A 20,211-nucleotide genomic window follows, 5' to 3' on the forward strand; every position below is an offset into this window, starting at 1 on the left:
TGATGCTGCAAGTGGAGAACCTGCACGTGGCCTATGGCGGCGTGCAGGCCGTGCGCGGCGTGTCGCTGCAGGTGCGGCACGGCGAGATCGCGGCGCTGCTGGGCGCCAACGGCGCGGGCAAGTCCAGCACGCTGCTGTCCATCGTGGGCGCGGTGCGGCCGCAGAGCGGGCGCGTCACCTTCGAGGGCCGCGACATCACCGGCACCCCGCCAGAGAAGCTCGTCACCCAGGGCATCGCGCTGATTCCCGAGGGCGCGCGCGTCTTCGCGCGCCAGCCGGTGGAGCAGAACCTGCGCCTGGGCGCCTATACGGTGCGCGACGAGACGGTGTACCGGCAGCGGCTGGAGCACGTCTACACGCTGTTTCCGCGGCTGAAGGAACGGCGCGAGCAGCTGGCGGGCACCATGTCGGGCGGCGAGCGGCAGATGCTGGCCATCGGCCGCGCGCTGATGAGCGGCCCGCGCCTGCTGCTGATCGATGAACCCAGCCTGGGCCTGTCGCCCCTGCTGGTCGAACAGGTGTTCGACGCGCTGGCGGCGCTGAACCGCGACGGCGGCGTGACGGTGCTGCTGGTCGAGCAGAACATGGCGCAGGCGCTGGAGGTGGCCGCGCACGCTTATGTGCTGCAGAGCGGCCGCGTGGCGCTGTCGGGCAGCGCGACCGACCTGGCCGCGTCCGACGAGGTGCGCCGGGCCTACCTGGGCATGTAGCGCCCACATCGTTTACTTTTCCTGTCGGCTGCCGGCGCCCGGATCCTGGGCGCCGCGGCCCCTTGCGTGCCGGCCTTCGGGCGGCGGACGCGCGGGGCGGTGCCAGCCGCCCGTGTACGAACGTTTTCGAGGATGTTCTTATGAAATGGCAATTCTGGGTCGACCGTGGGGGCACGTTCACGGACATCGTGGCGCGCCGTCCCGATGGCGGCACGACCACCGCCAAGATGCTGTCCGAAAACCCCGAGCAGTACCGCGACGCCGCGGTCGCCGGCATCCGCAAGCTGCTGGGCCTGGCGCCGGGCGAGCCCGTGCCGGCGGACCAGGTGGAATGCGTGAAGATGGGCACCACCGTGGCCACCAACGCGCTGCTGGAGCGCAAGGGCGAGCGCACGCTGCTGGTGGCCACGCGCGGGTTCCGCGATGCGTTGCGCATCGCCTACCAGAACCGGCCGCGGCTGTTCGACCGCAACGTGGTGCTGCCCGAGATGCTGTACGAGTCGGTGCTGGAAGCCGACGAGCGCCTGGACGCCCAGGGCGGCGTGGTGCGCCCGCTGGACGAGGCCGCGCTGCGCGAGGGCCTGCAGAAGGCCTATGACGACGGCCTGCGCGCCGTGGCCATCGTGTTCATGCACGCCTGGCTGCAGCCCGCGCACGAGCAGCGCGCCGCCGAGCTGGCGCGCGCCGTCGGCTTCACGCAGGTATCGGTCTCGCACGAGGTCAGCCCGCTGATCAAGTACGTGTCGCGCGGCGACACCACGGTGGTCGACGCCTATCTGTCGCCCATCCTGAAACGCTACGTGGACCAGGTGGCGGGCGAGCTGCCCGGCATCCGCCTGATGTTCATGCAGTCCAGCGGCGGCCTGACCGACGCGCACCGCTTCCGCGGCAAGGACGCCATCCTGTCGGGCCCGGCGGGCGGCATCGTCGGCATGGTGCGCACCAGCGAGCTGGCGGGCTTCGACCGCGTCATCGGCTTCGACATGGGCGGCACGTCCACCGACGTGTCGCACTACGCCGGCGAACTCGAGCGCGAGTTCGAGACCCGGGTGGCCGGCGTGCGCATGCGCGCGCCCATGATGAGCATCCACACCGTGGCGGCCGGCGGCGGCTCGATCCTGCATTTCGACGGCGCGCGGCTGCGCGTGGGCCCGGATTCCGCCGGCGCCAATCCCGGTCCGGCGTGCTATCGGCGCGGCGGTCCGCTGGCGGTCACGGACTGCAACGTGCTGCTGGGCAAGATCCAGCCCGACTTCTTCCCCCGTGTGTTCGGCCCGCATGCCGACCAGCCGCTGGACCGCGAGGCCGCGGCCGAACGCTTCGCCGCCATGGCGCGGGAGGTGCGCGAGGCCACCGGCCGCGAGATGACGCCGGAGCAGCTGGCCGAGGGCTTCCTGGAAATCGCCGTGGGCAACATGGCCGAAGCCATCAAGCGCATCTCGGTGCAGCGCGGCCACGACGTCACGGGCTATGCGCTGACGGTGTTCGGCGGCGCGGGCGGGCAGCATGCCTGCCTGGTGGCCGACGCGCTGGGCATGGGCACCGTGTACGCGCATCCGCTGGGCGGCGTGCTGTCGGCCTATGGCATGGGCCTGGCCGACCAGACCGAGATGCGCCAGAAGACGGTCGAGAAAGTGTTGTCGCCCGAGCTGGTGGGCGAGCTGGACGCCTTGCTGGACGGCCTGGCCGCCGAGGTCGAAGGCGAACTGCGCCGCCAGCACGTGCCGGCCAGCGCCATCACCGTGCAGCGCCGGCTGCACCTCAAGTACCGCGGCACCGACACGGCGCTGGAAGTGCCGTACGGCACGCCCGACCAGGCGCGCGCCGCGTTCGAGGCGGCGTACCGCCAGCGCTATTCCTTCCTGATGCCGGGCCGCGAGCTGGTGGTGGACACGGTGTCGGTCGAGGCCAGCGGCGGCGGCGAGACCGCGGCCGAGGCGCCCGTGACGCGTACGCGTTCGCAGCCGCTGCAGGCGCGGCGCACCGTGGGCATGTACAGCGGCGGCGCCTGGCGCGACACCCCGCTGTACGTGCGCGAAGACCTGGTGCCGGGCGACGTGATGGCGGGCCCCGCCATCATCTCCGAGCCCAACCAGACCACCGTGGTGGAGTCCGGCTGGCAGGCCGAGGTGACGGCGCTGGACCACCTGGTGCTGCGCCGCGTCGAGGCCCGCGCCCAGCGGCGCGCCATCGGCACCGATGCCGATCCCATCATGCTCGAGGTCTTCAACAACCTGTTCATGTCGATCGCCGAGCAGATGGGCTACCGGCTGCAGAACACGGCGTACTCGGTCACCATCAAGGAGCGCCTGGATTTCTCGTGCGCCATCTTCGACGACCAGGGCAACCTGATCGCCAACGCGCCGCACATGCCGGTGCACCTGGGCTCGATGGGCGAGTCCATCAAGACCGTGATGCGGGCCAACGCGGGCCGCATGCAGCCGGGCGATGCCTACGTGGTCAACGACCCGTACAACGGCGGCACGCACCTGCCCGACATCACGGTGATCACGCCGGTGTTCGACCGGGCGGGCCGCGAGATCCTGTTCTACGTGGGCTCGCGCGGGCATCACTCGGACATCGGCGGCACCACGCCGGGCTCGATGCCGCCCGACTCCCGCACGGTGGAAGAAGAGGGCGTGCTGTTCACCAACTTCCAGATCGTGCGCGGCGGCGAATTCCGCGACGCGGCGGCGCGCGAGATCCTGGGATCGGGCCGCTGGCCCACGCGCAACCCGGACCAGAACATCGCCGACATGCACGCGCAGATCGCTGCCAACGAAAAGGGCGTGCAGGAGCTGCTGCGCATGTGCGACAGCTTCGGGCTGGACGTGGTGCGGGCCTACATGGGGCACGTGCAGGCCAACGCCGAAGAGGCCGTGCGGCGCGTGATCTCGGTGCTGTCGGACGGCCGCTACGAGTACCCGCTGGACAACGGCGCGGTGGTGCGCGTGGCGGTCAAGGTGGATCGCGAGGCGCGCAGCGCGGTGGTGGATTTCACCGGCACCTCGCCGCAGCTGGACAACAACTTCAACGCGCCGGGCGCGATCTCGGTGGCGGCCGTGCTGTACGTGTTCCGGACGCTGGTGAACGACGAGATCCCCATGAACGCGGGCTGCCTGAAGCCCATCGAGATCATCGTGCCGGAAGGCTCGATGCTGCGGCCGGGCCCGCCGGCCTCGGTGGTGGCGGGCAACGTCGAGACCTCGATGTGCGTGGTCAACGCCCTGTACGGGGCGCTGGGCGTGCTGGCCGCCAGCCAGGGCACGATGAACAACTTCACGTTCGGCAACGCGCGCTACCAGTACTACGAGACCATCTCGGGCGGCACGGGCGCGGGGCCGGTGCGCATCGACGCCACAGGACCGGACGACGAGGGATTCGCCGGCACCTCGGTGGTGCAGGCGCACATGACCAACTCGCGCCTGACCGACCCCGAGGTGCTCGAACTGCGCTTTCCGGTGCGGCTGGAATCGTACGAGATCCGCCATGGCTCGGGCGGCGCGGGGCGCTGGCCGGGCGGCGACGGCGGGGTGCGGCGCGTGCGCTTCCTGGAGGACATGACCGCGGCCATCCTGTCGAACAACCGCAGGCATGCGCCGTTCGGCCTGGCCGGCGGCGGCGCGGCGCGGATGGGGCGCAACTACATCGAGCGGGCGGATGGCTCCGTGCAGGACCTGGGGCCGCAGGACAGCGCGCAGTTGCGCCGGGGCGACGTGTTCGTGATCGAGACGCCGGGAGGCGGCGGGTACGGGCCGGCTTGACGTCCCTGGCGCGCGGGCCGGCAATGCCGGCCCGCGCGGGCCTCAGACGATCTCGATTTCCGTCAAGGGCTTGGCCGCGCGGTCGTACACGCGCAGCGTGACCCCGCCGTCGCGCAGTTCGAACAGCGCCGTGGCCAGGGTGTTCTCGCCGTCGGGATCATCGCTGGCCGTGCGCAGCAGGGGCAGGTCGCCCGCGCTGTCCAGCAGCGTGCCGACCACGTGTTCGGCGCCGCTGTCGGCATCCCATTGATCCATCAGGTTCTCGACGCGCTGCTGCCGGGCGCGCGAAGAGTCGGTGATCACCTGCGGAATGCGGGACGTGGCCGTGTGCAGCAGATGGTTCGCGTGCCCGGCGCCCCGTTCGACCGAGGTCACCGAACACACGCCCGGCACGCTTTCCACGCCGACCAGCCGGCCATCGGCGCCCGACCCCAGCATGTGATGGAAGCCGCCCGCGCGCGGGTGGGCACTCAGCAGTTCCAGGGCCTCGTCCAGCGTGGCGCAGTCCAGCACCGCGCGCGCCAGGAAGATGCGCGGCACGCCCGCCCGGCGCGTCTTCACGCGCACGTTGTTGACGGTCTGCGCCAGGCCGAGGCGATTGGCGCCGAACGCGTGGCCCGGCAGCGAGCCGGGATACGCGAAGGCCACGTAGCCCGGCGCGTCGTCGGGCCGCACGTCGACCATGGCGCAGCGGCCGTGCAGATAGGGATCGCCGTCTTCGTTGTGGCCCATCCAGCAGGTACCGTCGCGGCCGCGCCAGGCGATGGAGGTGCAGCCGTCCGCGGCCGGATGCAGCAGGTCGCCGCGGCTTTGCCACAGCAGCAGATCGGGCAGCGGCACCCGCAGGCCTTCGGCCAAGCCCTCGAATTCCTCCCACACCGCGGGCAACGCGCGCTGCGCATGGCCGGCCAGGTCATCGAGATACGCGTGGCCACGCCAGGGCCGCAGCGCCGCCCACAATGGGCTTTGGTCGAGGAACGCGCCGAAGCGGGCACGGCCCAGCTTGCCGAGTTCCACACCGATGCGCCGACGCGCGCCGGAAATGCTTGCCGGTCTGAACCACATGTCCGTCTCCAGGGATGTTCCGATTTTAGAAGGTGCCGCCAATCTTGATGGGAATTGCAACGTCTGCTTGCCAAAGACAGCCATGCCGCCACCCGGCGACAAAAAATGACCAGGGTGGCGAAGCCGGGGACACATTGCTAAGATGCCTGGAGCCGACGTCCGTACCCTGGACGCCGTGCTCCAGGCCACTATCAAAAACAGGGCCAGCCGTTTGCGTGCAAGTGTCTGAACCAGATTCCTGACCAAGAGGGAGCAACTCCATGATGAAAGCCAAATTCGCCGCCGTGCTGGCAGGCGTATCCGTCGCGCTGGCCGCCGCCGCGCCGTCCGCGTCGGCCCAGGACCGCGAGCTGATCGTCGCCACCGACACCGCGTTCGTGCCGTTCGAGTTCAAGCAGGGCAACACCTACACCGGCTTCGACGTCGAACTGTGGGCAGCCATCGCCAAAGAGTTGAACCTGAAGTACAAGCTGCAGCCCATGGACTTCAACGGCATCATCCCGGGCCTGCAGACCAGGAACATCGACGCCGCGCTGGCGGGCATCACCATCCGCGACGATCGCAAGAAGGTCGTGGACTTCTCCGATCCCTACTACGAAAGCGGCCTGGCCATCCTGGTCAACGCCAAGGACGACAAGGTCAAGCAGGCCAAGGACCTGTCCGGCAAGACGGTGGCCGTGAAGACCGGCACCGCCACGGTCGACTTCATGAAGACCCAGGTGCCGGACGCCAAGCTCAAGTTGTTCCCCAACATCGACAACGCCTATCTCGAGCTGGCCACCGGCCGCGTCGACGCCGCGGTGCACGACACGCCCAATGTCCAGTACTACGCCAACACGGCCGGCAAGGGCCGCGTGAAGGTCGCCGGCCTGGTCAAGAGCGGCGACTTCTACGGCATCGCCTTCCCCAAGGGCAGCGATCTGGTGCCCAAGGTCAACAAGGCCCTGGCCACGCTGAAGTCGAACGGCCAGTACGACGCCCTGTACACCAAGTGGTTCGGCAAGCAGCCTTGATGCCCAACGCGGGCTGAGCCGGAGGACGGACAGGGCGCCGCACTGCGCCCATCCACCCTTCGGCGGTATCGATGGGGACGCCACCCGTGGGCGGCGCCCCGGTTTCTGTGCCGCTGCGTCGTCCTGAACGGCAGGCAGTCCCCACGGGGGGCCGCGCTGTGCCGGCACGACGCGCACGGCGTCCAAGGGAGCAACCGTGGACTTCGATTGGTCTGTCATCTGGGACTCGCTGCCCAATCTGCTGGACGGTACGTGGATGACCGTCAAGATCACGGTGGGAGGCCTGGTGGGCGGCTTCCTGCTGGGCATGCTGGCGGGCGTCGCCAAGACGTACGGGCGCGCCGCCGTGCCCGATGCCATGCGCAGCCAGGGCCTGCGCGTCACCGCGCTGCCGTGGGTGTTCATCGCGACCGTGCTGGTCTACTTCTTCTGGGTCACGCGGTTCGCGCCGCTGGCGCAGATCGGCTATTGGGTGGTGATGCTGGCCGTGATGGGGCTGATGCTGGCGCCGGCGTTGCGCGTGGGCGGCCTGGCCGCGCTGGGCGCGCAGCTGGGCATGCTGGCGGCCGACGTCGCCAGCATCTACGTCGCGGTGGTGCGCGGCACGCCCATCGTGGTGCAGGTGATGTTCATCTACTTCGCGTTGCCCATCGTGGCCGACATCCGCGTCGAGGCCGTGCCCGCGGCGGTGGCCACGCTCATCATCAACTCGGGTGCGTACATCGCGGAGATCGTGCGCGGCGCGCTGCAGTCGGTGCACAAGGGCCTGCGCGAGGCCGGGCAGGCGATGGGGCTGCCGTTCCACAAGATCCTGCTGCACATCGTCGGGCCGGTGGCGTTCCGCCGCATGATCCCGCCGCTGGGCAACCAGTGCATCATCAGCCTGAAGGACTCGTCGCTGTTCATCGTGATCGGCGTGGCCGAACTGACCCGCCAGGGCCAGGAGATCATGGCCAGCAACTTCCGCGCGCTGGAGATCTGGTCGGCCGTGGCCATCGTCTACCTGGCGCTCACAGGGTTCATCGCCCTGAGCTTGCGGCTGCTGGAAAAGCGGATGCGGATCCTATGAGAACCCGCACCCGTATCCAGGACGAAGTCCGCCGCGCGCGGCACGAAGACGTATCCACGAGCCTGATGCAGGAGGCTACACAATGAGCATGGTCGAATTCCGCGACGTGGTGAAGCGCTTCGGCGAGACCACCGTCCTGAACGGCATCACGCTGGACATCGAGGCCGGCGAGGTCGTGGTGGTGGTCGGGCCCTCGGGCTCGGGCAAGTCCACCTTCCTGCGCTGCATCAACGTGCTGGAGACCATCCAGGAAGGCGACCTGGTGGTGGACGGCCTGAGCGTGCGCGGCTCGGCGCAGCAGGTGCGCGACATCCGGCGCGAGGCCGGCATGGTGTTCCAGCAGTTCAACCTGTTCCCGCAGATGACGGCGCTGGACAACGTGATGTTCGGTCCCGTGCACACGCGCGGCGCGGGCCGCGCCGAGGCCCGCAAGCTGGCCCAGGAGTTGCTGGGCAAGGTCGGCCTGGCCGAGCGCATGAACCACTATCCGTCCGAGCTGTCGGGCGGCCAGCAGCAGCGCGTGGCCATTGCCCGCGCGCTGGCCATCCGGCCCAAGCTGATGCTGTTCGACGAGCCCACGTCCGCGCTGGACCCGGAACTGCGCCACGAGGTGCTGAAGGTGATGCGCGACCTGGCCGAAGAGGGCATGACCATGGTGGTGGTCACGCACGAGATGGAGTTCGCCCGCAAGGTCGGCAGCCGCCTGATCTTCATCGACGGCGGCAAGGTGGCGCACGACGGGCCGCCGGCGGAGTTGCTGGCCAATCCGCCCAGCCAGCGCCTGAAGGACTTCCTGCAGCACGTGGCCTGAGCACGCGCCCGGCGCGGCGCTGGTCCGAAAGCACGAAGCCGCCATACTGGGATGGCGGCTTCGTTCCCGGTTTCCTGTCCCGGGCAGGCCTGCGATATCAACCTTTTACGCGCACGATCTTCTGCACCTGCGGCACGTGCCGGACGGCGCGGATGACCTGCGCCAGGTGCTTGCGGCTGTCGACCTGCACGGTAAGGTGCAGCGACACCGTGGAGACGGCGTCGTCGTGCATGGTGACGTGCACGATGTTGGCGTCGGCCGCGGTGACTTCCGCCGCCAGCCGGCCCAGCACGCCGCGCTCGTTGCGCGTGACGATGTCCAGGCGCGTGGACAGGTGCTTGGCGGTCTGGTTGTCCCAGGCCACCGGCACCCAGCGTTCGGGCTCGCGCGCCTGCGCGCGCATGGCGACGGGGCAGTCGGTGGTGTGCACCACCACGCCGTGGCCCAGCCGCATGCCGGCGATGATGGGATCGCCGGGCAGCGGGCCGCAACAGGGCGCCAGCTGCACCGCCTGGCCTTCGTTGCCCTGGATGAGGATGGGCGCGGCGCGCGCGGAGGTGATCTCGTCGACCGCGGCGGCCGTGGTGGCCACCAGCGGATTGTCCGGCGTGAAGCGGCGCGCCACCACGGCCGCCAGGCGCTTGCCCAGGCCGATGTCGGCCAGGATCTCGTCGCGCGAACTGGCGCCGGTGCTGCGCGCCAGCTTTTCCCACTGCGGATCGTCGGCCGGTGGCAGCGTCAGGTGCAGGGCCTGGAAGGCCTGCGCCAGCAGGCGTTCGCCGAAGCCCACCGATTCCTCGTACTTGACCGTGCGCAGGTAATGGCGGATCTCGGACCGCGCGCGCCCGGTGCGCACGTAGTTGAGCCACTGCGCGTTCGGCCGCGATGCAGGCGAGGTGATGATCTCGATGGTGTCGCCGCTGCTGAGCTCGGTGCGCAGCGGCACGAACTCGTTGTTGACCTTGGCGGCCACGGCCTGGTTGCCGATGTCGGTATGGATGGCATACGCGAAGTCGACCGGCGTGGCCCCGCGCGGCAGCGAGATGATCTTGCCGCGCGGCGTGAAGACGTAGACGGCATCGGGGAACAGGTCGACCTTGACGTGTTCGAAGAACTCGCCGGAATCGCCCGTCTGGCTCTGGATGTCCAGCAGCGACTGCAGCCATTGGTGCGTGCGCTTCTGCAGGTCGTTCAGGCTGAGTTCGTCTTCCTTGTACAGCCAGTGCGACGCCACGCCCTCCTCGGCGATGTGATGCATGTCGCGCGTGCGGAACTGGAATTCGACCGGCGTGCCGTATGGGCCCACCAGCGTGGTGTGCAGCGACTGGTAGCCGTTGACCTTGGGGATCGCGATGTAGTCCTTGAACTTGCCGGGCACCGGGCGGTAAAGCTGGTGCAGCGTGCCCAGCGCCAGGTAGCACTCGGGCAGCGTGTGCACGATGACCCGGAAGCCGTAGATGTCCAGCACCTCGGAGAACGACTTCTTCTGGTCGAGCATCTTGCGGTAGATGCCGTAGAGCGTCTTCTCGCGGCCCGTGACCTCGGCCTCGATGCCGGCGGCGGGCAGGGCGGTGCGCACCGCGTCCTCGATCTTGCCGATGACTTCGCGCCGGTTGCCGCGCGCGGCCAGCACGGCGCGGTACAGCACCTGGTAGCGGTTGGGGTGCATGGCCGCGAAGCACAGGTCCTGCAGTTCGCGGAACAGCAGGTTCAGGCCCATCCGGTGCGCGATGGGCGCGTAGATGTCCAGGGTTTCGCGGGCGATGCGGCGGCGCTTCTCGGGGCTGACCGCATCCAGCGTGCGCATGTTGTGCAGGCGGTCGGCCAGCTTGATGAGGATGACGCGCACGTCGCGCGCCATCGCCAGCAGCATCTTGCGGAAGCTCTCGGCCTGCTGTTCGGCCTTGGTGGCGAAGTCGAGGCGGTCCAGCTTGGACAGGCCGTCGACCAGTTCGGCCACTTCGGGCCCGAACTTCTCGGCCAGCTCGTGCTTGGCGATGCCCTGGTCTTCGATGACGTCGTGCAGCAGCGCGGCCGACAGCGCGTTGGCGTCGAGCTTCCAGCCCGCGCAGATCTCGGTGACCGCGATGGGATGCGAGATGTACGGCGAACCGCTGGCGCGGAACTGGCCCAGGTGCGCCTGGTCGGCGAAGCGGTAGGCTTCGCGGACGCGTTCGACATCCTTGGGATCGAGGTATCGGCCGATGACCTCGGTGAGCGGCGCCAGCGAGGCGACGGGGGAGGCGGCCGGTTCAGCCGCCTGTTCCGCCGGGTCTGCGCCCGAGGCGGGATTCTTGCGTCCGGATCGGCGGCCCAGCCGCGAACCGGCGCGTAGCGCGGCCAGCAGTCCAGACGATGCGTGTCTCAGTCCGGGAAATGCCATGCCGCGCCTCGCGGGCCCCGATCAGGTCGGAACTTTACGGAGCATTTCCAGGCCGGTCAGGCCCGAGGCGATTTCACGCAGCGCCGTCACGGTCGGCTTGTCCTTGGTGTCCAGGCGCGGGGCATGGCCCTGCGCCAGCTCGCGGGCGCGGTACGTGGCGGCCAGCGTGAGCTTGAAGCGGTTGGGGATCTGGTTCAGACAATCTTCGACGGTGATACGGGCCATGGACGATACCTGGAAGGGATACGGACGGATGGAAGGGATTGCGCGGCGGAAGGAACGGCTAGTGCGCCGCGGGGATGCCCAGCTGCGAGAACAAATGGGCATTGCGGACGGCTTGGGAGGAAAAACGCAGCCGGGCAGCGCTGACAATTTGGCCGAGCTCTGATAACGCTACGCTAAATTCTTGATTAATAATAACATATTCGCACTCGGGCGCATGGGCGATCTCGCCGCCGGCGGCCAGCAGCCGGCGCTCGATCACCGCGGCGTCGTCCTGGCCACGTGCCTTCAGGCGGGCAGCCAGTTCCTCGATGGAAGGCGGCAGGATGAAGATGCCGATGGCCTGCGGATAGCGCTGCTTGACCTGGCGCGCGCCCTGCCAGTCGATTTCCAGCAGCACGTCCTGGCCGGCCGCGGTGGCGGCGTCGATGCGGTCGCGGGGCGTGCCGTAGAAGTTGCCGTGCACCTCGGCCCACTCCAGCAATTGGTCTGCCTGACGCATCTGCATGAATGCTTCGGTTGTGACGAAACGGTACTCGCGGCCGTCGGCCTCGCCCGGCCGCGGCTGGCGCGTCGTGCAGGAAATCGACAGGACGATGGAAGGATCACGGTCGAGCAGGGCGCGTACGAGGCTCGATTTGCCGGCGCCGCTGGGGGCGACGACCATGAACACGTTTCCGGGCGAGTGGGTCATGAGATTGAAACAGGAACGGCAAGACACGAAGAATAGCAAATCGGCAGGCCGTGTTGCGCATTACACGCAAGATCGCGGCCGTTGCTGATAGCATGCGCCGGATTCCCCCCCGCCCAAGAATAAGGAGAACTGCATGCAGACGAACGATCAACCTCCCAAGGTTGCCCTGGTCACCGGCGCCGGCACCGGCATCGGCCGCGCCGTGGCCCTGGAGTTCCTGGCGCGCGGCTACCGCGTCGTGCTGGCGGGGCGGCGCCCCGAGCCGCTGGAGCACACCCGCGTGGCGGCCGGCGACGACAGCGCCCGCGCCCTGGTGGTGCCCACGGACGTGACCCGCGAGACCTCGGTGCGCGAGCTGTTCGACGAGACCCAGCGCGCCTACGGCCGGCTGGACGTGCTGTTCAACAATGCGGGACGCGGCGCGCCGGCGGTGCCGATCGAGGAACTGCCCGTGGAGACGTGGCGCGAGGTGGTCGACACCAACCTGACCGGCATGTTCCTGTGCGCCCAGGCGGCGATCCGCCTGATGAAGGCGCAGAACCCGCGCGGCGGGCGCATCATCAACAATGGCTCGATCTCGGCGCATGCGCCGCGGCCGTATTCCATCGCCTATACGGCGACCAAGCACGCGGTGACGGGACTGACCAAGTCGATCTCGCTGGACTGCCGCAACGACGGCATCGCGTGCGGGCAGATCGACATCGGCAATGCGGTGACGGAGATGACCGACCGCATGGCGGCGGGCATTCTTCAGGCCGACGGCAGCACGCGCGTCGAGCCGCGCATGGACGTGGGCCACGTGGCCAAGGCGGTGGCGGACATGGCCGCGCTGCCGCTGGATGCCAACGTGCAGTTCATGACCATCATGGCGACGACCATGCCGTTCGTGGGGCGGGGCTAGGTCCCGCGCCGCCCCGGTCGGGCGGGCCCCGGCGCGAACGCCCCGGGCCTGCCCTGGCGGCCGGTCAGGGGTTGCCGGCGCTGGCGACCAGCGTCTGGCTGCCGTCCAGGTAGCGGCGGGCGCCGGCGTAGGTGCGCTGCCAGTAGCTGTTGTCCAGGCGGTCCACGCGCACGGTCTCGCCCCGGCTGGGCGCATGCACGAATTCGCCGCGGCCCACGTACATGCCGACGTGCGAGATGCCGCCGCGGCGGCCGCGCGTGGTGAAGAACACCAGGTCGCCGGGCTGCAGCTGGTTGCGGGCCACCGAGCGGCCCGTCTTGCGCTGCGCGCGCGCGGTGCGCGGCAGTTCGACGCCGGCAATCTCGCGGTACACGAACAGCACCAGGCCGCTGCAATCGAAACCGTCATCGGGATCGTCGCCGCCCCAGGAATAGGGGGTGCCGATGGCGTCCATGCCGGCGCGCACGACCAGGTCGCGCAGCATGGGCACGGTGGGTTCACCGATCAGGCGCAGGCCGTCCAGGCTGGCGCGGGCCGGCTCGGTGGACAGATTAGCATGGGCGGGAAGGGCCAGGAGGCTGAACGCGAGGGCGGAGGCGGCGAGAGAAAAAGTACGCGGAAAAGTGAATGATTTTTTTCGCTGTGGCGGAGTCATGGATCGTCGTGGAGAAGGCGCGGATGACGGCTGCTAGCAAGAGGAAGCCGGCGAAAATCAGCACGATGGCGGCAAAATTGACCGAGGCATCGTAAAAGTTGCGACGATTATAGGGGCATAAAGTTTCATTGTGAGCGTCATATTTCTTGAATTATTTCTAAACTGTTTCAAAACTGCCGGTAGCGGAACGGGCCGTAACGCCGCGACGGCCCGTCCGCGCAGGGCCTAGAAACTGCCGCGCAACCCCACCAGCACCGCGCGTCCGCCCTGCGGCGCCACGTCGCGCAGCACCGAGGTGGCGTAGCGGATGTCCTGATTGGTCAGGTTGATGCCCCGCACGTAGGCCTGCCATTGCGTGGCGTCCAGCTTGAAGCGCCAGCCCAGGTTCGCGTCCAGGCTGTAGTAGCCGGCGGTGGGGGTGTCCTCGTCGGGCCGGCGGTGCTGGGCGAAGGCCTTGGAAAGGCTGACGCCCGCGTCGAACGGGCCGTAGCCGTAGTCCAGCGCCACGCGCAGGCGCAGCGGCGGAATGCGCGGCAGCGGCTCGCCGGTGTCCAGGTTGCGCGCCAGGGTGTAGTCGCCGGTCAGACCCAGGTCCAGGCGGTGGCCGCCGCGTTCCAGCACGCGGGTCACGCTCTCGGCCTCGATGCCGTACAACTGGGCCGCCACGCCGCGATAGCGGGCTTCCGGCAAGGCGTCGTCGGTGCCCGCGTCCACCACGTCGCCATCGTCGTTGCGATAGCGGCCGGTATTGAATTCACCCAGGTAATTGGCGAAGCGGCTGTAGAACACGCCGATGCTGGCGCGGTCCGCATCGCGCTTGAAGCGCAGCGCCAGGTCGGCCGACCACGCGCGTTCCTTGCCCAGGTCCTGGTCGCCCGTCAGGAACTGCCCGGTGGCCTCGTGCGGACCGTTGGAATAGAGCTCGTAGAAGGTGGGCGCGCGTTCGGTATAGGCTGCGTTGGCCGCCACCGACCAGGCCCGGTCCAGCTTGTAGACCGCGCCCAGCGAGGCGCTGCCGGCCGTGAAGTCGCGCTTGTCCGTCCCATCGAAACGCGCGTTGCCGCCCGATGCGGGCGACAGGCGGGTGTGGTCGGCGCGCGCGCCGGCGGACAGCGTCAGGCGGTCGTTCACCTTCCATTCCTCGACCAGGAACAGCGCGGCGCTGTCGGTGTCCGTGGTGGGGACCAGGGCCTCGTCGCCCAGCGCCGAGAAACGGGTCTGGCCGAACTGCAGCCCGACGGCGCCGTGCACCGGACCCAGGTCGGCATGGCGCGCCTCGAGCCGGGCTTCGTAGCCGCGGTTCTTGAAGATCGTGCCCGTCTCGCCGTCCTCGATCTCCTTGTGCTGGTAGTCCGTGTACGCGAAACTGAGCTTCACGCTTTTGATGAAGCCGTCCAGGTCGCGCGCCTCGCCCGCCAGTCCCAGGCGTTCCTGGCGCATGCGGATGCGCACGTCGGGCTCGGCCACCGACCCGTATTCCGAATCGAACCCGCTGTAGGACAGGCCGCCGTAGCCATGGTCGCCCGTCCAGGACAGGCCAACAGCGCCGCCGCTGTCGTGGCCGTCGCTGTTGGGCAGGCGGCCGCGGGGCTGATCCTCGTCGGCGGGATCCAGCGCGCGCTGCGCGGCGCTATGGGCCTGGCCCGGGATGCGCAGTTCGCCGGTCCTGCGGCCGTAGGCGTCGGCATGGATGGCCACCGTGCCGTTGCCGCCTTCGACCTGCACGCCGCCGTTGCGGTCCCGGCTGCCGCTGCCGTAGCTGCCCACCACGGTGCCCTGCACGCCGTCGATGGGCTCCATGGGGATGCGGTTGTCGATGGTGTTGACCACGCCGCCGATGGCATTGCCGCCGTACATCAGCGCGGCGGGGCCGCGGAGGATCTCGACGCGGTCGGCCGACAGCGGATCCTGCGGCACGGCGTGGTCGAACGACAGCGAGGACGCGTCCAGCGTACCCACGCCGTTCTGCATCAGGCGGATGCGGTCGCCGTCCATGCCGCGGATGATGGGACGGCCCACCATGGGACCGTAGGTGGTGGTGGAGATGCCGGGCAGGCCGTTGAGCGTCTCGCCCAGCGTGGCGCCGCGGCGCAGATCCAGGTCCTTGCCCTGCACCACGGTGGACGGCGAGGACAGTTCGTCGCTGCCCAGGGGATTGCCGGTGACGATGACGGGGGCCAGGGTGATGCCGCTGCCGGCCTCGTTTCCGGCCTGGGTTTGGGCCTGGTTGCGAGGTGGATTCCGGACTGGGTCCTGCGCCTGGGCCTGGGCAGCCGCGGCGGCCATGGCCAGCGCCAGCGCCAAGGGAGTGAAGGACAGGCGTGCAGCGGTGCGCGCCGCGCGCGGCGCGGACGGAATGAGGGTATACATGGTCGATGTGATCCAGGAAGAGCGGCCACGGCGTCGGGGACGGCCGCGGCGGCGAAAACGAAGCGCTTGCGGGCGTTTCAGGCCTGGATCGGCGGGGCGCGCGGATGGAACCAGCGCGGGGCGGAAGTGTCCGGGGTTGCGACGGCGGCCACGGCCGGCGGTGCGGCGCGCGGCGCAGCGGCAGGCACCACGGGCGGCGCGCTGGGCAGGGCGCTGCCCAGTTCGTGCCAGGCCGCGCACAGGTCGCATTGCTCGTCGTGGTGCGACGCGGGCGGCGCATCCTGCCGGTTGCCGGCCGAGACGGCGGCCACGTGTAACAGCACGTGCAGCGTGGCCGCGCCGGGGGCGCCCAGCACGCAGGCCAGCAGCCATAGCAGCACCGCCAGGCGGGCCAGAGGCCGCCTGGGCAGCAATGCGAGAGGGCCTGGGCGGCGCGCGGTCATGACGGGGCAGGTAATGAGAGTTGTGTAATGATATATTGTTCTTTTTTGAAAAGCGACCGCCGCGTCGGACCAGGCACACGGCGGTCGGCGGGCTCGGGCATAATCGGCCACAGTTCGCCGCGCCGGCGCACGCCGGCACGGCGCTTCAGGAGCCGAACCGATGATGCACGCCGCCCCCGGACCGAATGCCTTGCGCCGGCCCGATCCCCTTGCGTTCCAGGCTTTCCACGACGCCCATGCGGCCGTCGATCGCCTGATCGAAATCTACGACCGCAACACCGCTTTCCTGCGCAAGGCCTTCCAGGACGTGCTGGCCCGCCAGGATACGGGCCGGGCGCGCGTGTGCTATCCGGCCGTGCGCATCAGCGTGGACACCCATGACCTGATCGATTCGCGCCTGTCGTTCGGGCACGTGGCCGAGCCGGGCGCATACCAGACCACCATCACGCAGCCCATGCTGTTTCGCGACTACCTGGTCCAGCAGATCGGCCTGCTGCTGCAGAACCACGGCACCGCGGTCGAGGTGGGCGAGTCGGACATGCCGATTCCGCTGCATTTCGCGTTCCCGGACGGCGCGTACGTCGAAGGCGAGCACCTGGAGAACCTCGGCCGGCCTCTGCGCGACGCGTTCGACGTGCCGGACCTGGCGGTGACGGACGACGCCATCGTCAACGGTACCTGGCGCGGCCAGCCGGGCGAGCGCCGGCCGCTGGCGCCGTTCACGGCCACGCGCGTGGACTATTCGCTGCATCGGCTGCAGCACTACACCGCGACCGCGCCCGCGCATTTCCAGAACTACGTGCTGTTCACCAACTACCAGTTCTACGTGGACGAGTTCTGCGCGCGCGCCCGGGCGATGATGGCCTCGGGCGAGGGCGACTACGAGGCACTGGTCGAACCCGGCAACCGCATCACGCGCCGTGGCGACGCCGAGCCGCCCACCCCCGGCATGGCGCGACTGCCGCAGATGCCGGCGTACCATCTGGTGCGGCCCAATCATTCGGGCATCACGCTGGTCAACATCGGCGTGGGGCCGTCCAATGCCAAGACCATCACCGATCACATCGCCGTGTTGCGGCCGCACGCCTGGCTGATGCTCGGGCATTGCGCTGGCCTGCGCGATTCGCAGAGGCTCGGCGACTACGTGCTGGCGCACGGCTACGTCCGCGACGACCACGTGCTGGATGCCGACCTGCCCACCTGGGTGCCCGTGCCGCCGCTGGCCGAGGTGCAGGTGGCGCTTGAGCAGGCGGTGGAAGAGGTGGCCGGGCTGTCCGGCTGGGATCTGAAGCGCATCATGCGCACGGGCACGGTGGCCACCATCGACAACCGCAACTGGGAACTGCGCGACCAGGGCGAACTGGTGCAGCGCTTCGCGCAATCGCGCGCGATCGCGCTCGACATGGAATCGGGCACCATCGCGGCCAACGGTTTCCGGTTCCGCGTGCCGTACGGCACCTTGCTGTGCGTGTCCGACAAGCCGCTGCATGGCGAACTGAAATTGCCCGGCATGGCCAGCGCGTTTTATCGACGGCAGGTCAACCAGCACCTGGAGATCGGCATCCGCGCGCTGGAGCGCCTGCGTGAAATGCCGCCGGAACGGCTGCATTCGCGCAAGCTGCGCACGTTCATGGAGACGGCGTTCCAGTAAAGGGCGACGAGGCCGCGGATGCCTGGGCGGGCCCCCCGCCCGGGCCGCCCGAGCCCGGTCATCCGCCTGTCGTCAGGCCGCTTTCTCGACCGGCAGCGCGTAGACGCCGCGCCGTCAATCCCGCTGCGCGTCCAGCCGCACCCTTACCGGCGCGAAGCCCGCGCGTTTCTTCCACGTCAGCAGGCCCGTGCCGCCATGTTCCAGGGCGCCGTACCAGATGGCGCGCGCGCCCTGCGCATGCGTTTCCTCGCGCGATTCCAGCAGCCAGTTCGCGATGTGCGCGTGCATCAGCAGCATCACGCCGTGCTGCAGGTGGTCGCGATGTCCCATCAGGTCCAGGTAGTGCACGATGTCGCCGCACCGCGCCAGCTTGACGTAGGCGACCAGGCGTTCGCCGGTGGCCAGCGCACCGTCGCGGTGGCCGGGTTCATCCATGAAGACGCCCCACCAGATGGTCCAGTGCGTCGGGCACGCGGGCGGCCGCAGCGGCTGCGGGCTTTGCGCCGGCCGGGCCAGGTGCTCGGGCTTGAGCAGCCAGTGCGCCAGCACCGGGCCGCCGCTGCGCATCGGCATCGAGGTCTTCACGGCATGCACGTCGTGCACGTGATTGGGCAGCGCGAAGGGGCGCACCCGGTATCCCAGCCGCTGGGCGCGGCGGATCTTCGAGGCGGTGCGGGACGAGTGCGCCCGCATCAGGCGCTGCAGGCCCTGTGCGTCCGAGCAGGCGGACAGGTCGAGCATCATGGGCGTGGCGCGCCTTGCCGCGGCCCGGCTCGTCTCGCCGGGCCGGCGCATGTCGTAGCGGGCGGCGACGCGCGTCATGCGCCGCAGGGCCTGGGCGGCGGCGCCGTCGTCCGCGGCCTGGGCGGCCAGCAGGCGCAGGGGCAGTTCCGGCAGGGGCTGCGGCGCCTGCCACAGGCGCAGGCGGGCGCGCTTGCGCAGCCTCACCAGCGCGGGATCGGCCGTGCGGTAGTAGACGTGCATCAGCAGGTCCAGCAGTTTCTTCATGGCGGCGCGTGTGAGGCGGGCCCGCACCCAGCGGCGGTCCCGCGCGGGCCGATTCTATCGGCCCGGCGACGATGCGCCAACATCCGGGTAGAGCTGCCGGCAACTCTCGGTCAGTGCCGCCGCGAACAGGTGTTCCGCCGCGCGCGTGGCCGTGCCGGCCCGGCTGTACAGCGCGATGGGCGGCGGATTCCAGGCGAACGAATAGGGCACGACGGCCACGCCGGTGACGCGGCCCAGTTCTTCGGCGATGTCGGCGGGAAGGATGGAGATGGCGCGTTCGCTGGCGCTGATCATCTCGCCGATCAGGCGCGGCGATCCGCTTTCCGCCAGCGGCGTCGGGGGCGGCACGCCCGCGCCCAGGAACAGGTCGGTCAGTTGCGCGCGCATGCCGGACTGCGGCGTGCCCAGGATCCAGTCCAGCTCGGCCAGCATGCGCCAATCCAGGCGCTGGCGGCCTAGTTGGGCGGCCAGGCGGCGGCTGGCGATCAGGCGTGGCGGCTGGCGGTACAGGGTGTCGAAGGCGAGTTGCGACAGGTCCAGCCCGGCGACCACGGGGCCGACCACCACGTCCAGCGTGTGGTCGCGCAACTGCGCCAGCAATTGCGCGATGGCGCCTTCGTGCAGCGTGATGGTCAGCCGATGGCCTTCGGGGCGGGCCTGGTGCACGGCCGTGGACAGGATGCGACCGGGAATGAAAGGAGTGACGCCCACGTGCAGGTGGGCAGCGTGGCCGACGGCCACGGCCTGCATGTCGTCGACCATGCGTTGCAGGTCGTGCAGCATGGCCTGGGCGCGGCCCAGCACGACCTCGCCCAGCGCGGTGGGAGCCATGCCGCGTACCGAACGGTCGAACAGCGGCGCGCCGAACATGCCCTCGAGCTCGGTCAGCGTGTTGGTCAGGGCGGGCTGGCTGATGGCCATGCGTTCGGCCGCGCGGGTCAGCGAGCCGTGCTGGCGGATTTGTAACAGCAATGCCAGATGCCGCATTTTCAGGCGGGCCGTCAGGCGCCTGGCGGTGTCGCTGGACGGGTGTTCCACCATGGAAAAGGCTGATCCATCAGGTTTTTATGATGGGATCATAGCAAAACCAAATAATCACCTTATGGATGGGGCGTAGCATTGTCACCGGTTCGTCATCTCACTTACACATTGGACCCGCATGAACACGAATGATCGCCAGGCTGCCCTCGACTACCACGAGTTCCCCAAACCGGGGAAGATCGCCGTCAATGCCAGCAAGCCCCTGGTCACCCAGCGCGACCTGGCGCTGGCCTACACGCCCGGCGTGGCGGCCGCGTGCGAGGAGATCGTCGAGGACGCGGCCAACGCGTTCCGCTACACCGGCCGCGGCAACCTGGTCGGCGTGATCACCAACGGCACGGCGGTGCTGGGCCTGGGCAACATCGGCGCGCTGGCCTCCAAGCCGGTGATGGAAGGCAAGGCGGTGCTGTT

16 protein-coding genes and 1 pseudogene are annotated in these 20,211 nt (G+C 69.3%); 8 read left to right on the forward strand and 9 right to left on the reverse strand.

Features of this window, described 5'->3' with window-relative positions; all coding sequences use genetic code 11:
- The first annotated feature begins 2 nt into the window (after window positions 1-2).
- The gene (locus FS845_RS13295) at window positions 3-710 is read left to right on the forward strand and encodes an ABC transporter ATP-binding protein (protein WP_144635831.1); all 708 of its coding nucleotides are present in this window, start codon (window positions 3-5) and stop codon (window positions 708-710) included.
- Between the two features lie 140 nt (window positions 711-850).
- Window positions 851-4,474, forward strand: coding sequence for a hydantoinase B/oxoprolinase family protein (locus tag FS845_RS13300; RefSeq protein WP_144635731.1), 3,624 nt, complete (start codon window positions 851-853; stop codon window positions 4,472-4,474).
- Between the two features lie 42 nt (window positions 4,475-4,516).
- Here the strand turns inward: FS845_RS13300 and FS845_RS13305 are convergent, their stop codons facing one another.
- Window positions 4,517-5,539, reverse strand: coding sequence for a C45 family autoproteolytic acyltransferase/hydolase (locus FS845_RS13305; RefSeq protein WP_144635734.1), 1,023 nt, complete (start codon window positions 5,537-5,539; stop codon window positions 4,517-4,519).
- Between the two features lie 260 nt (window positions 5,540-5,799).
- Between FS845_RS13305 and glnH the strand changes: the two genes are divergently transcribed.
- The 3 genes from glnH (at window position 5,800) to glnQ (ending at window position 8,432) form a co-directional block, all read left to right on the forward strand.
- On the forward strand, window positions 5,800-6,552 hold the full coding sequence (glnH, locus tag FS845_RS13310) for a glutamine ABC transporter substrate-binding protein GlnH (RefSeq protein ID WP_144635737.1): 753 nt from the start codon (window positions 5,800-5,802) through the stop codon (window positions 6,550-6,552).
- A 478-nt stretch (window positions 6,553-7,030) separates the two neighbouring features.
- Window positions 7,031-7,621: an ABC transporter permease subunit gene (locus FS845_RS13315; RefSeq protein WP_144635834.1), complete on the forward strand. Its 591-nt coding sequence runs from the start codon at window positions 7,031-7,033 to the stop codon at window positions 7,619-7,621.
- Between the two features lie 82 nt (window positions 7,622-7,703).
- A complete protein-coding gene (gene glnQ, locus FS845_RS13320) occupies window positions 7,704-8,432 on the forward strand; it encodes a glutamine ABC transporter ATP-binding protein GlnQ (protein WP_144635740.1) in 729 nt (242 codons plus the stop codon).
- 97 nt (window positions 8,433-8,529) lie between these two features.
- On the opposite strand, the gene FS845_RS13325 is transcribed toward glnQ, so the two are convergent.
- Genes FS845_RS13325 through gmk form a run of 3 tightly spaced genes read right to left on the reverse strand, consistent with a single transcriptional unit; the run spans window position 8,530 to window position 11,731 of the window.
- Window positions 8,530-10,815, reverse strand: coding sequence for a RelA/SpoT family protein (locus FS845_RS13325; RefSeq protein ID WP_144635743.1), 2,286 nt, complete (start codon window positions 10,813-10,815; stop codon window positions 8,530-8,532).
- Between the two features lie 21 nt (window positions 10,816-10,836).
- Entirely contained in the window at window positions 10,837-11,040 is a 204-nt protein-coding gene (gene rpoZ / locus FS845_RS13330; RefSeq protein WP_025516363.1) for a DNA-directed RNA polymerase subunit omega, read from the reverse strand.
- Between the two features lie 58 nt (window positions 11,041-11,098).
- A complete protein-coding gene (gene gmk / locus FS845_RS13335; protein WP_144635746.1) occupies window positions 11,099-11,731 on the reverse strand; it encodes a guanylate kinase in 633 nt (210 codons plus the stop codon).
- A gap of 133 nt (window positions 11,732-11,864) precedes the next feature.
- Here gmk and FS845_RS13340 point away from each other — a divergent pair, with 133 nt between their 5' ends.
- A complete protein-coding gene (locus FS845_RS13340; protein WP_144635749.1) occupies window positions 11,865-12,632 on the forward strand; it encodes an SDR family oxidoreductase in 768 nt (255 codons plus the stop codon).
- Between the two features lie 64 nt (window positions 12,633-12,696).
- Here FS845_RS13340 and FS845_RS13345 read toward each other — a convergent pair whose 3' ends face one another.
- The 3 genes from FS845_RS13345 to FS845_RS13355 form a co-directional block, all read right to left on the reverse strand.
- On the reverse strand, window positions 12,697-13,287 hold the full coding sequence (locus FS845_RS13345; protein ID WP_144635752.1) for a C40 family peptidase: 591 nt from the start codon (window positions 13,285-13,287) through the stop codon (window positions 12,697-12,699).
- Window positions 13,288-13,512: 225 nt separating this feature from the next.
- Window positions 13,513-15,657, reverse strand: a complete 2,145-nt coding sequence (locus FS845_RS13350; protein ID WP_260986269.1) for a TonB-dependent receptor — start codon at window positions 15,655-15,657, stop codon at window positions 13,513-13,515.
- 77 nt (window positions 15,658-15,734) lie between these two features.
- The gene (locus FS845_RS13355) at window positions 15,735-16,100 is read right to left on the reverse strand and encodes a DUF2946 family protein (protein ID WP_144635755.1); all 366 of its coding nucleotides are present in this window, start codon (window positions 16,098-16,100) and stop codon (window positions 15,735-15,737) included.
- A gap of 163 nt (window positions 16,101-16,263) precedes the next feature.
- Here FS845_RS13355 and FS845_RS13360 point away from each other — a divergent pair, with 163 nt between their 5' ends.
- Window positions 16,264-17,751 (forward strand): AMP nucleosidase, encoded by a 1,488-nt coding sequence (locus FS845_RS13360; RefSeq protein ID WP_144635841.1) that lies wholly within the window; start codon window positions 16,264-16,266, stop codon window positions 17,749-17,751.
- A 114-nt stretch (window positions 17,752-17,865) separates the two neighbouring features.
- Here FS845_RS13360 and FS845_RS13365 read toward each other — a convergent pair whose 3' ends face one another.
- Complete coding sequence (locus tag FS845_RS13365) at window positions 17,866-18,759, reverse strand: hypothetical protein (protein ID WP_144635758.1); 894 nt, start codon at window positions 18,757-18,759, stop codon at window positions 17,866-17,868.
- 54 nt (window positions 18,760-18,813) lie between these two features.
- Window positions 18,814-19,800, reverse strand: coding sequence for a LysR substrate-binding domain-containing protein (locus FS845_RS13370; protein WP_144635761.1), 987 nt, complete (start codon window positions 19,798-19,800; stop codon window positions 18,814-18,816).
- A 118-nt stretch (window positions 19,801-19,918) separates the two neighbouring features.
- Here FS845_RS13370 and FS845_RS13375 point away from each other — a divergent pair.
- Window positions 19,919-20,211: pseudogene (locus tag FS845_RS13375) on the forward strand (NADP-dependent malic enzyme); the annotation flags it as partial.

Source organism: Bordetella genomosp. 13 (assembly GCF_007679965.1).
GTDB lineage: Bacteria > Pseudomonadota > Gammaproteobacteria > Burkholderiales > Burkholderiaceae_B > Bordetella.

Excerpts from the sequence above, each read along its gene's own strand:
- FS845_RS13325 (WP_144635743.1), bottom strand. The coding sequence starts at position 10,815 with ATGGCATTTCCCGGACTGAGACACGCATCGTCTGGACTGCTGGCCGCG.
- FS845_RS13300 (WP_144635731.1), top strand. The coding sequence starts at position 851 with ATGAAATGGCAATTCTGGGTCGACCGTGGGGGCACGTTCACGGACATC.
- FS845_RS13345 (WP_144635752.1), bottom strand. The coding sequence starts at position 13,287 with ATGACTCCGCCACAGCGAAAAAAATCATTCACTTTTCCGCGTACTTTT.
- FS845_RS13365 (WP_144635758.1), bottom strand. The coding sequence starts at position 18,759 with ATGAAGAAACTGCTGGACCTGCTGATGCACGTCTACTACCGCACGGCC.
- FS845_RS13350 (WP_260986269.1), bottom strand. The coding sequence starts at position 15,657 with ATGTATACCCTCATTCCGTCCGCGCCGCGCGCGGCGCGCACCGCTGCA.
- glnQ (WP_144635740.1), top strand. The coding sequence starts at position 7,704 with ATGAGCATGGTCGAATTCCGCGACGTGGTGAAGCGCTTCGGCGAGACC.
- FS845_RS13360 (WP_144635841.1), top strand. The coding sequence starts at position 16,264 with ATGCACGCCGCCCCCGGACCGAATGCCTTGCGCCGGCCCGATCCCCTT.
- FS845_RS13340 (WP_144635749.1), top strand. The coding sequence starts at position 11,865 with ATGCAGACGAACGATCAACCTCCCAAGGTTGCCCTGGTCACCGGCGCC.
- glnH (WP_144635737.1), top strand. The coding sequence starts at position 5,800 with ATGATGAAAGCCAAATTCGCCGCCGTGCTGGCAGGCGTATCCGTCGCG.
- FS845_RS13305 (WP_144635734.1), bottom strand. The coding sequence starts at position 5,539 with ATGTGGTTCAGACCGGCAAGCATTTCCGGCGCGCGTCGGCGCATCGGT.
- rpoZ (WP_025516363.1), bottom strand. The coding sequence starts at position 11,040 with ATGGCCCGTATCACCGTCGAAGATTGTCTGAACCAGATCCCCAACCGC.
- FS845_RS13355 (WP_144635755.1), bottom strand. The coding sequence starts at position 16,100 with ATGACCGCGCGCCGCCCAGGCCCTCTCGCATTGCTGCCCAGGCGGCCT.
- gmk (WP_144635746.1), bottom strand. The coding sequence starts at position 11,731 with ATGACCCACTCGCCCGGAAACGTGTTCATGGTCGTCGCCCCCAGCGGC.
- FS845_RS13295 (WP_144635831.1), top strand. The coding sequence starts at position 3 with ATGCTGCAAGTGGAGAACCTGCACGTGGCCTATGGCGGCGTGCAGGCC.
- FS845_RS13315 (WP_144635834.1), top strand. The coding sequence starts at position 7,031 with ATGCTGGCCGTGATGGGGCTGATGCTGGCGCCGGCGTTGCGCGTGGGC.
- FS845_RS13370 (WP_144635761.1), bottom strand. The coding sequence starts at position 19,800 with ATGGTGGAACACCCGTCCAGCGACACCGCCAGGCGCCTGACGGCCCGC.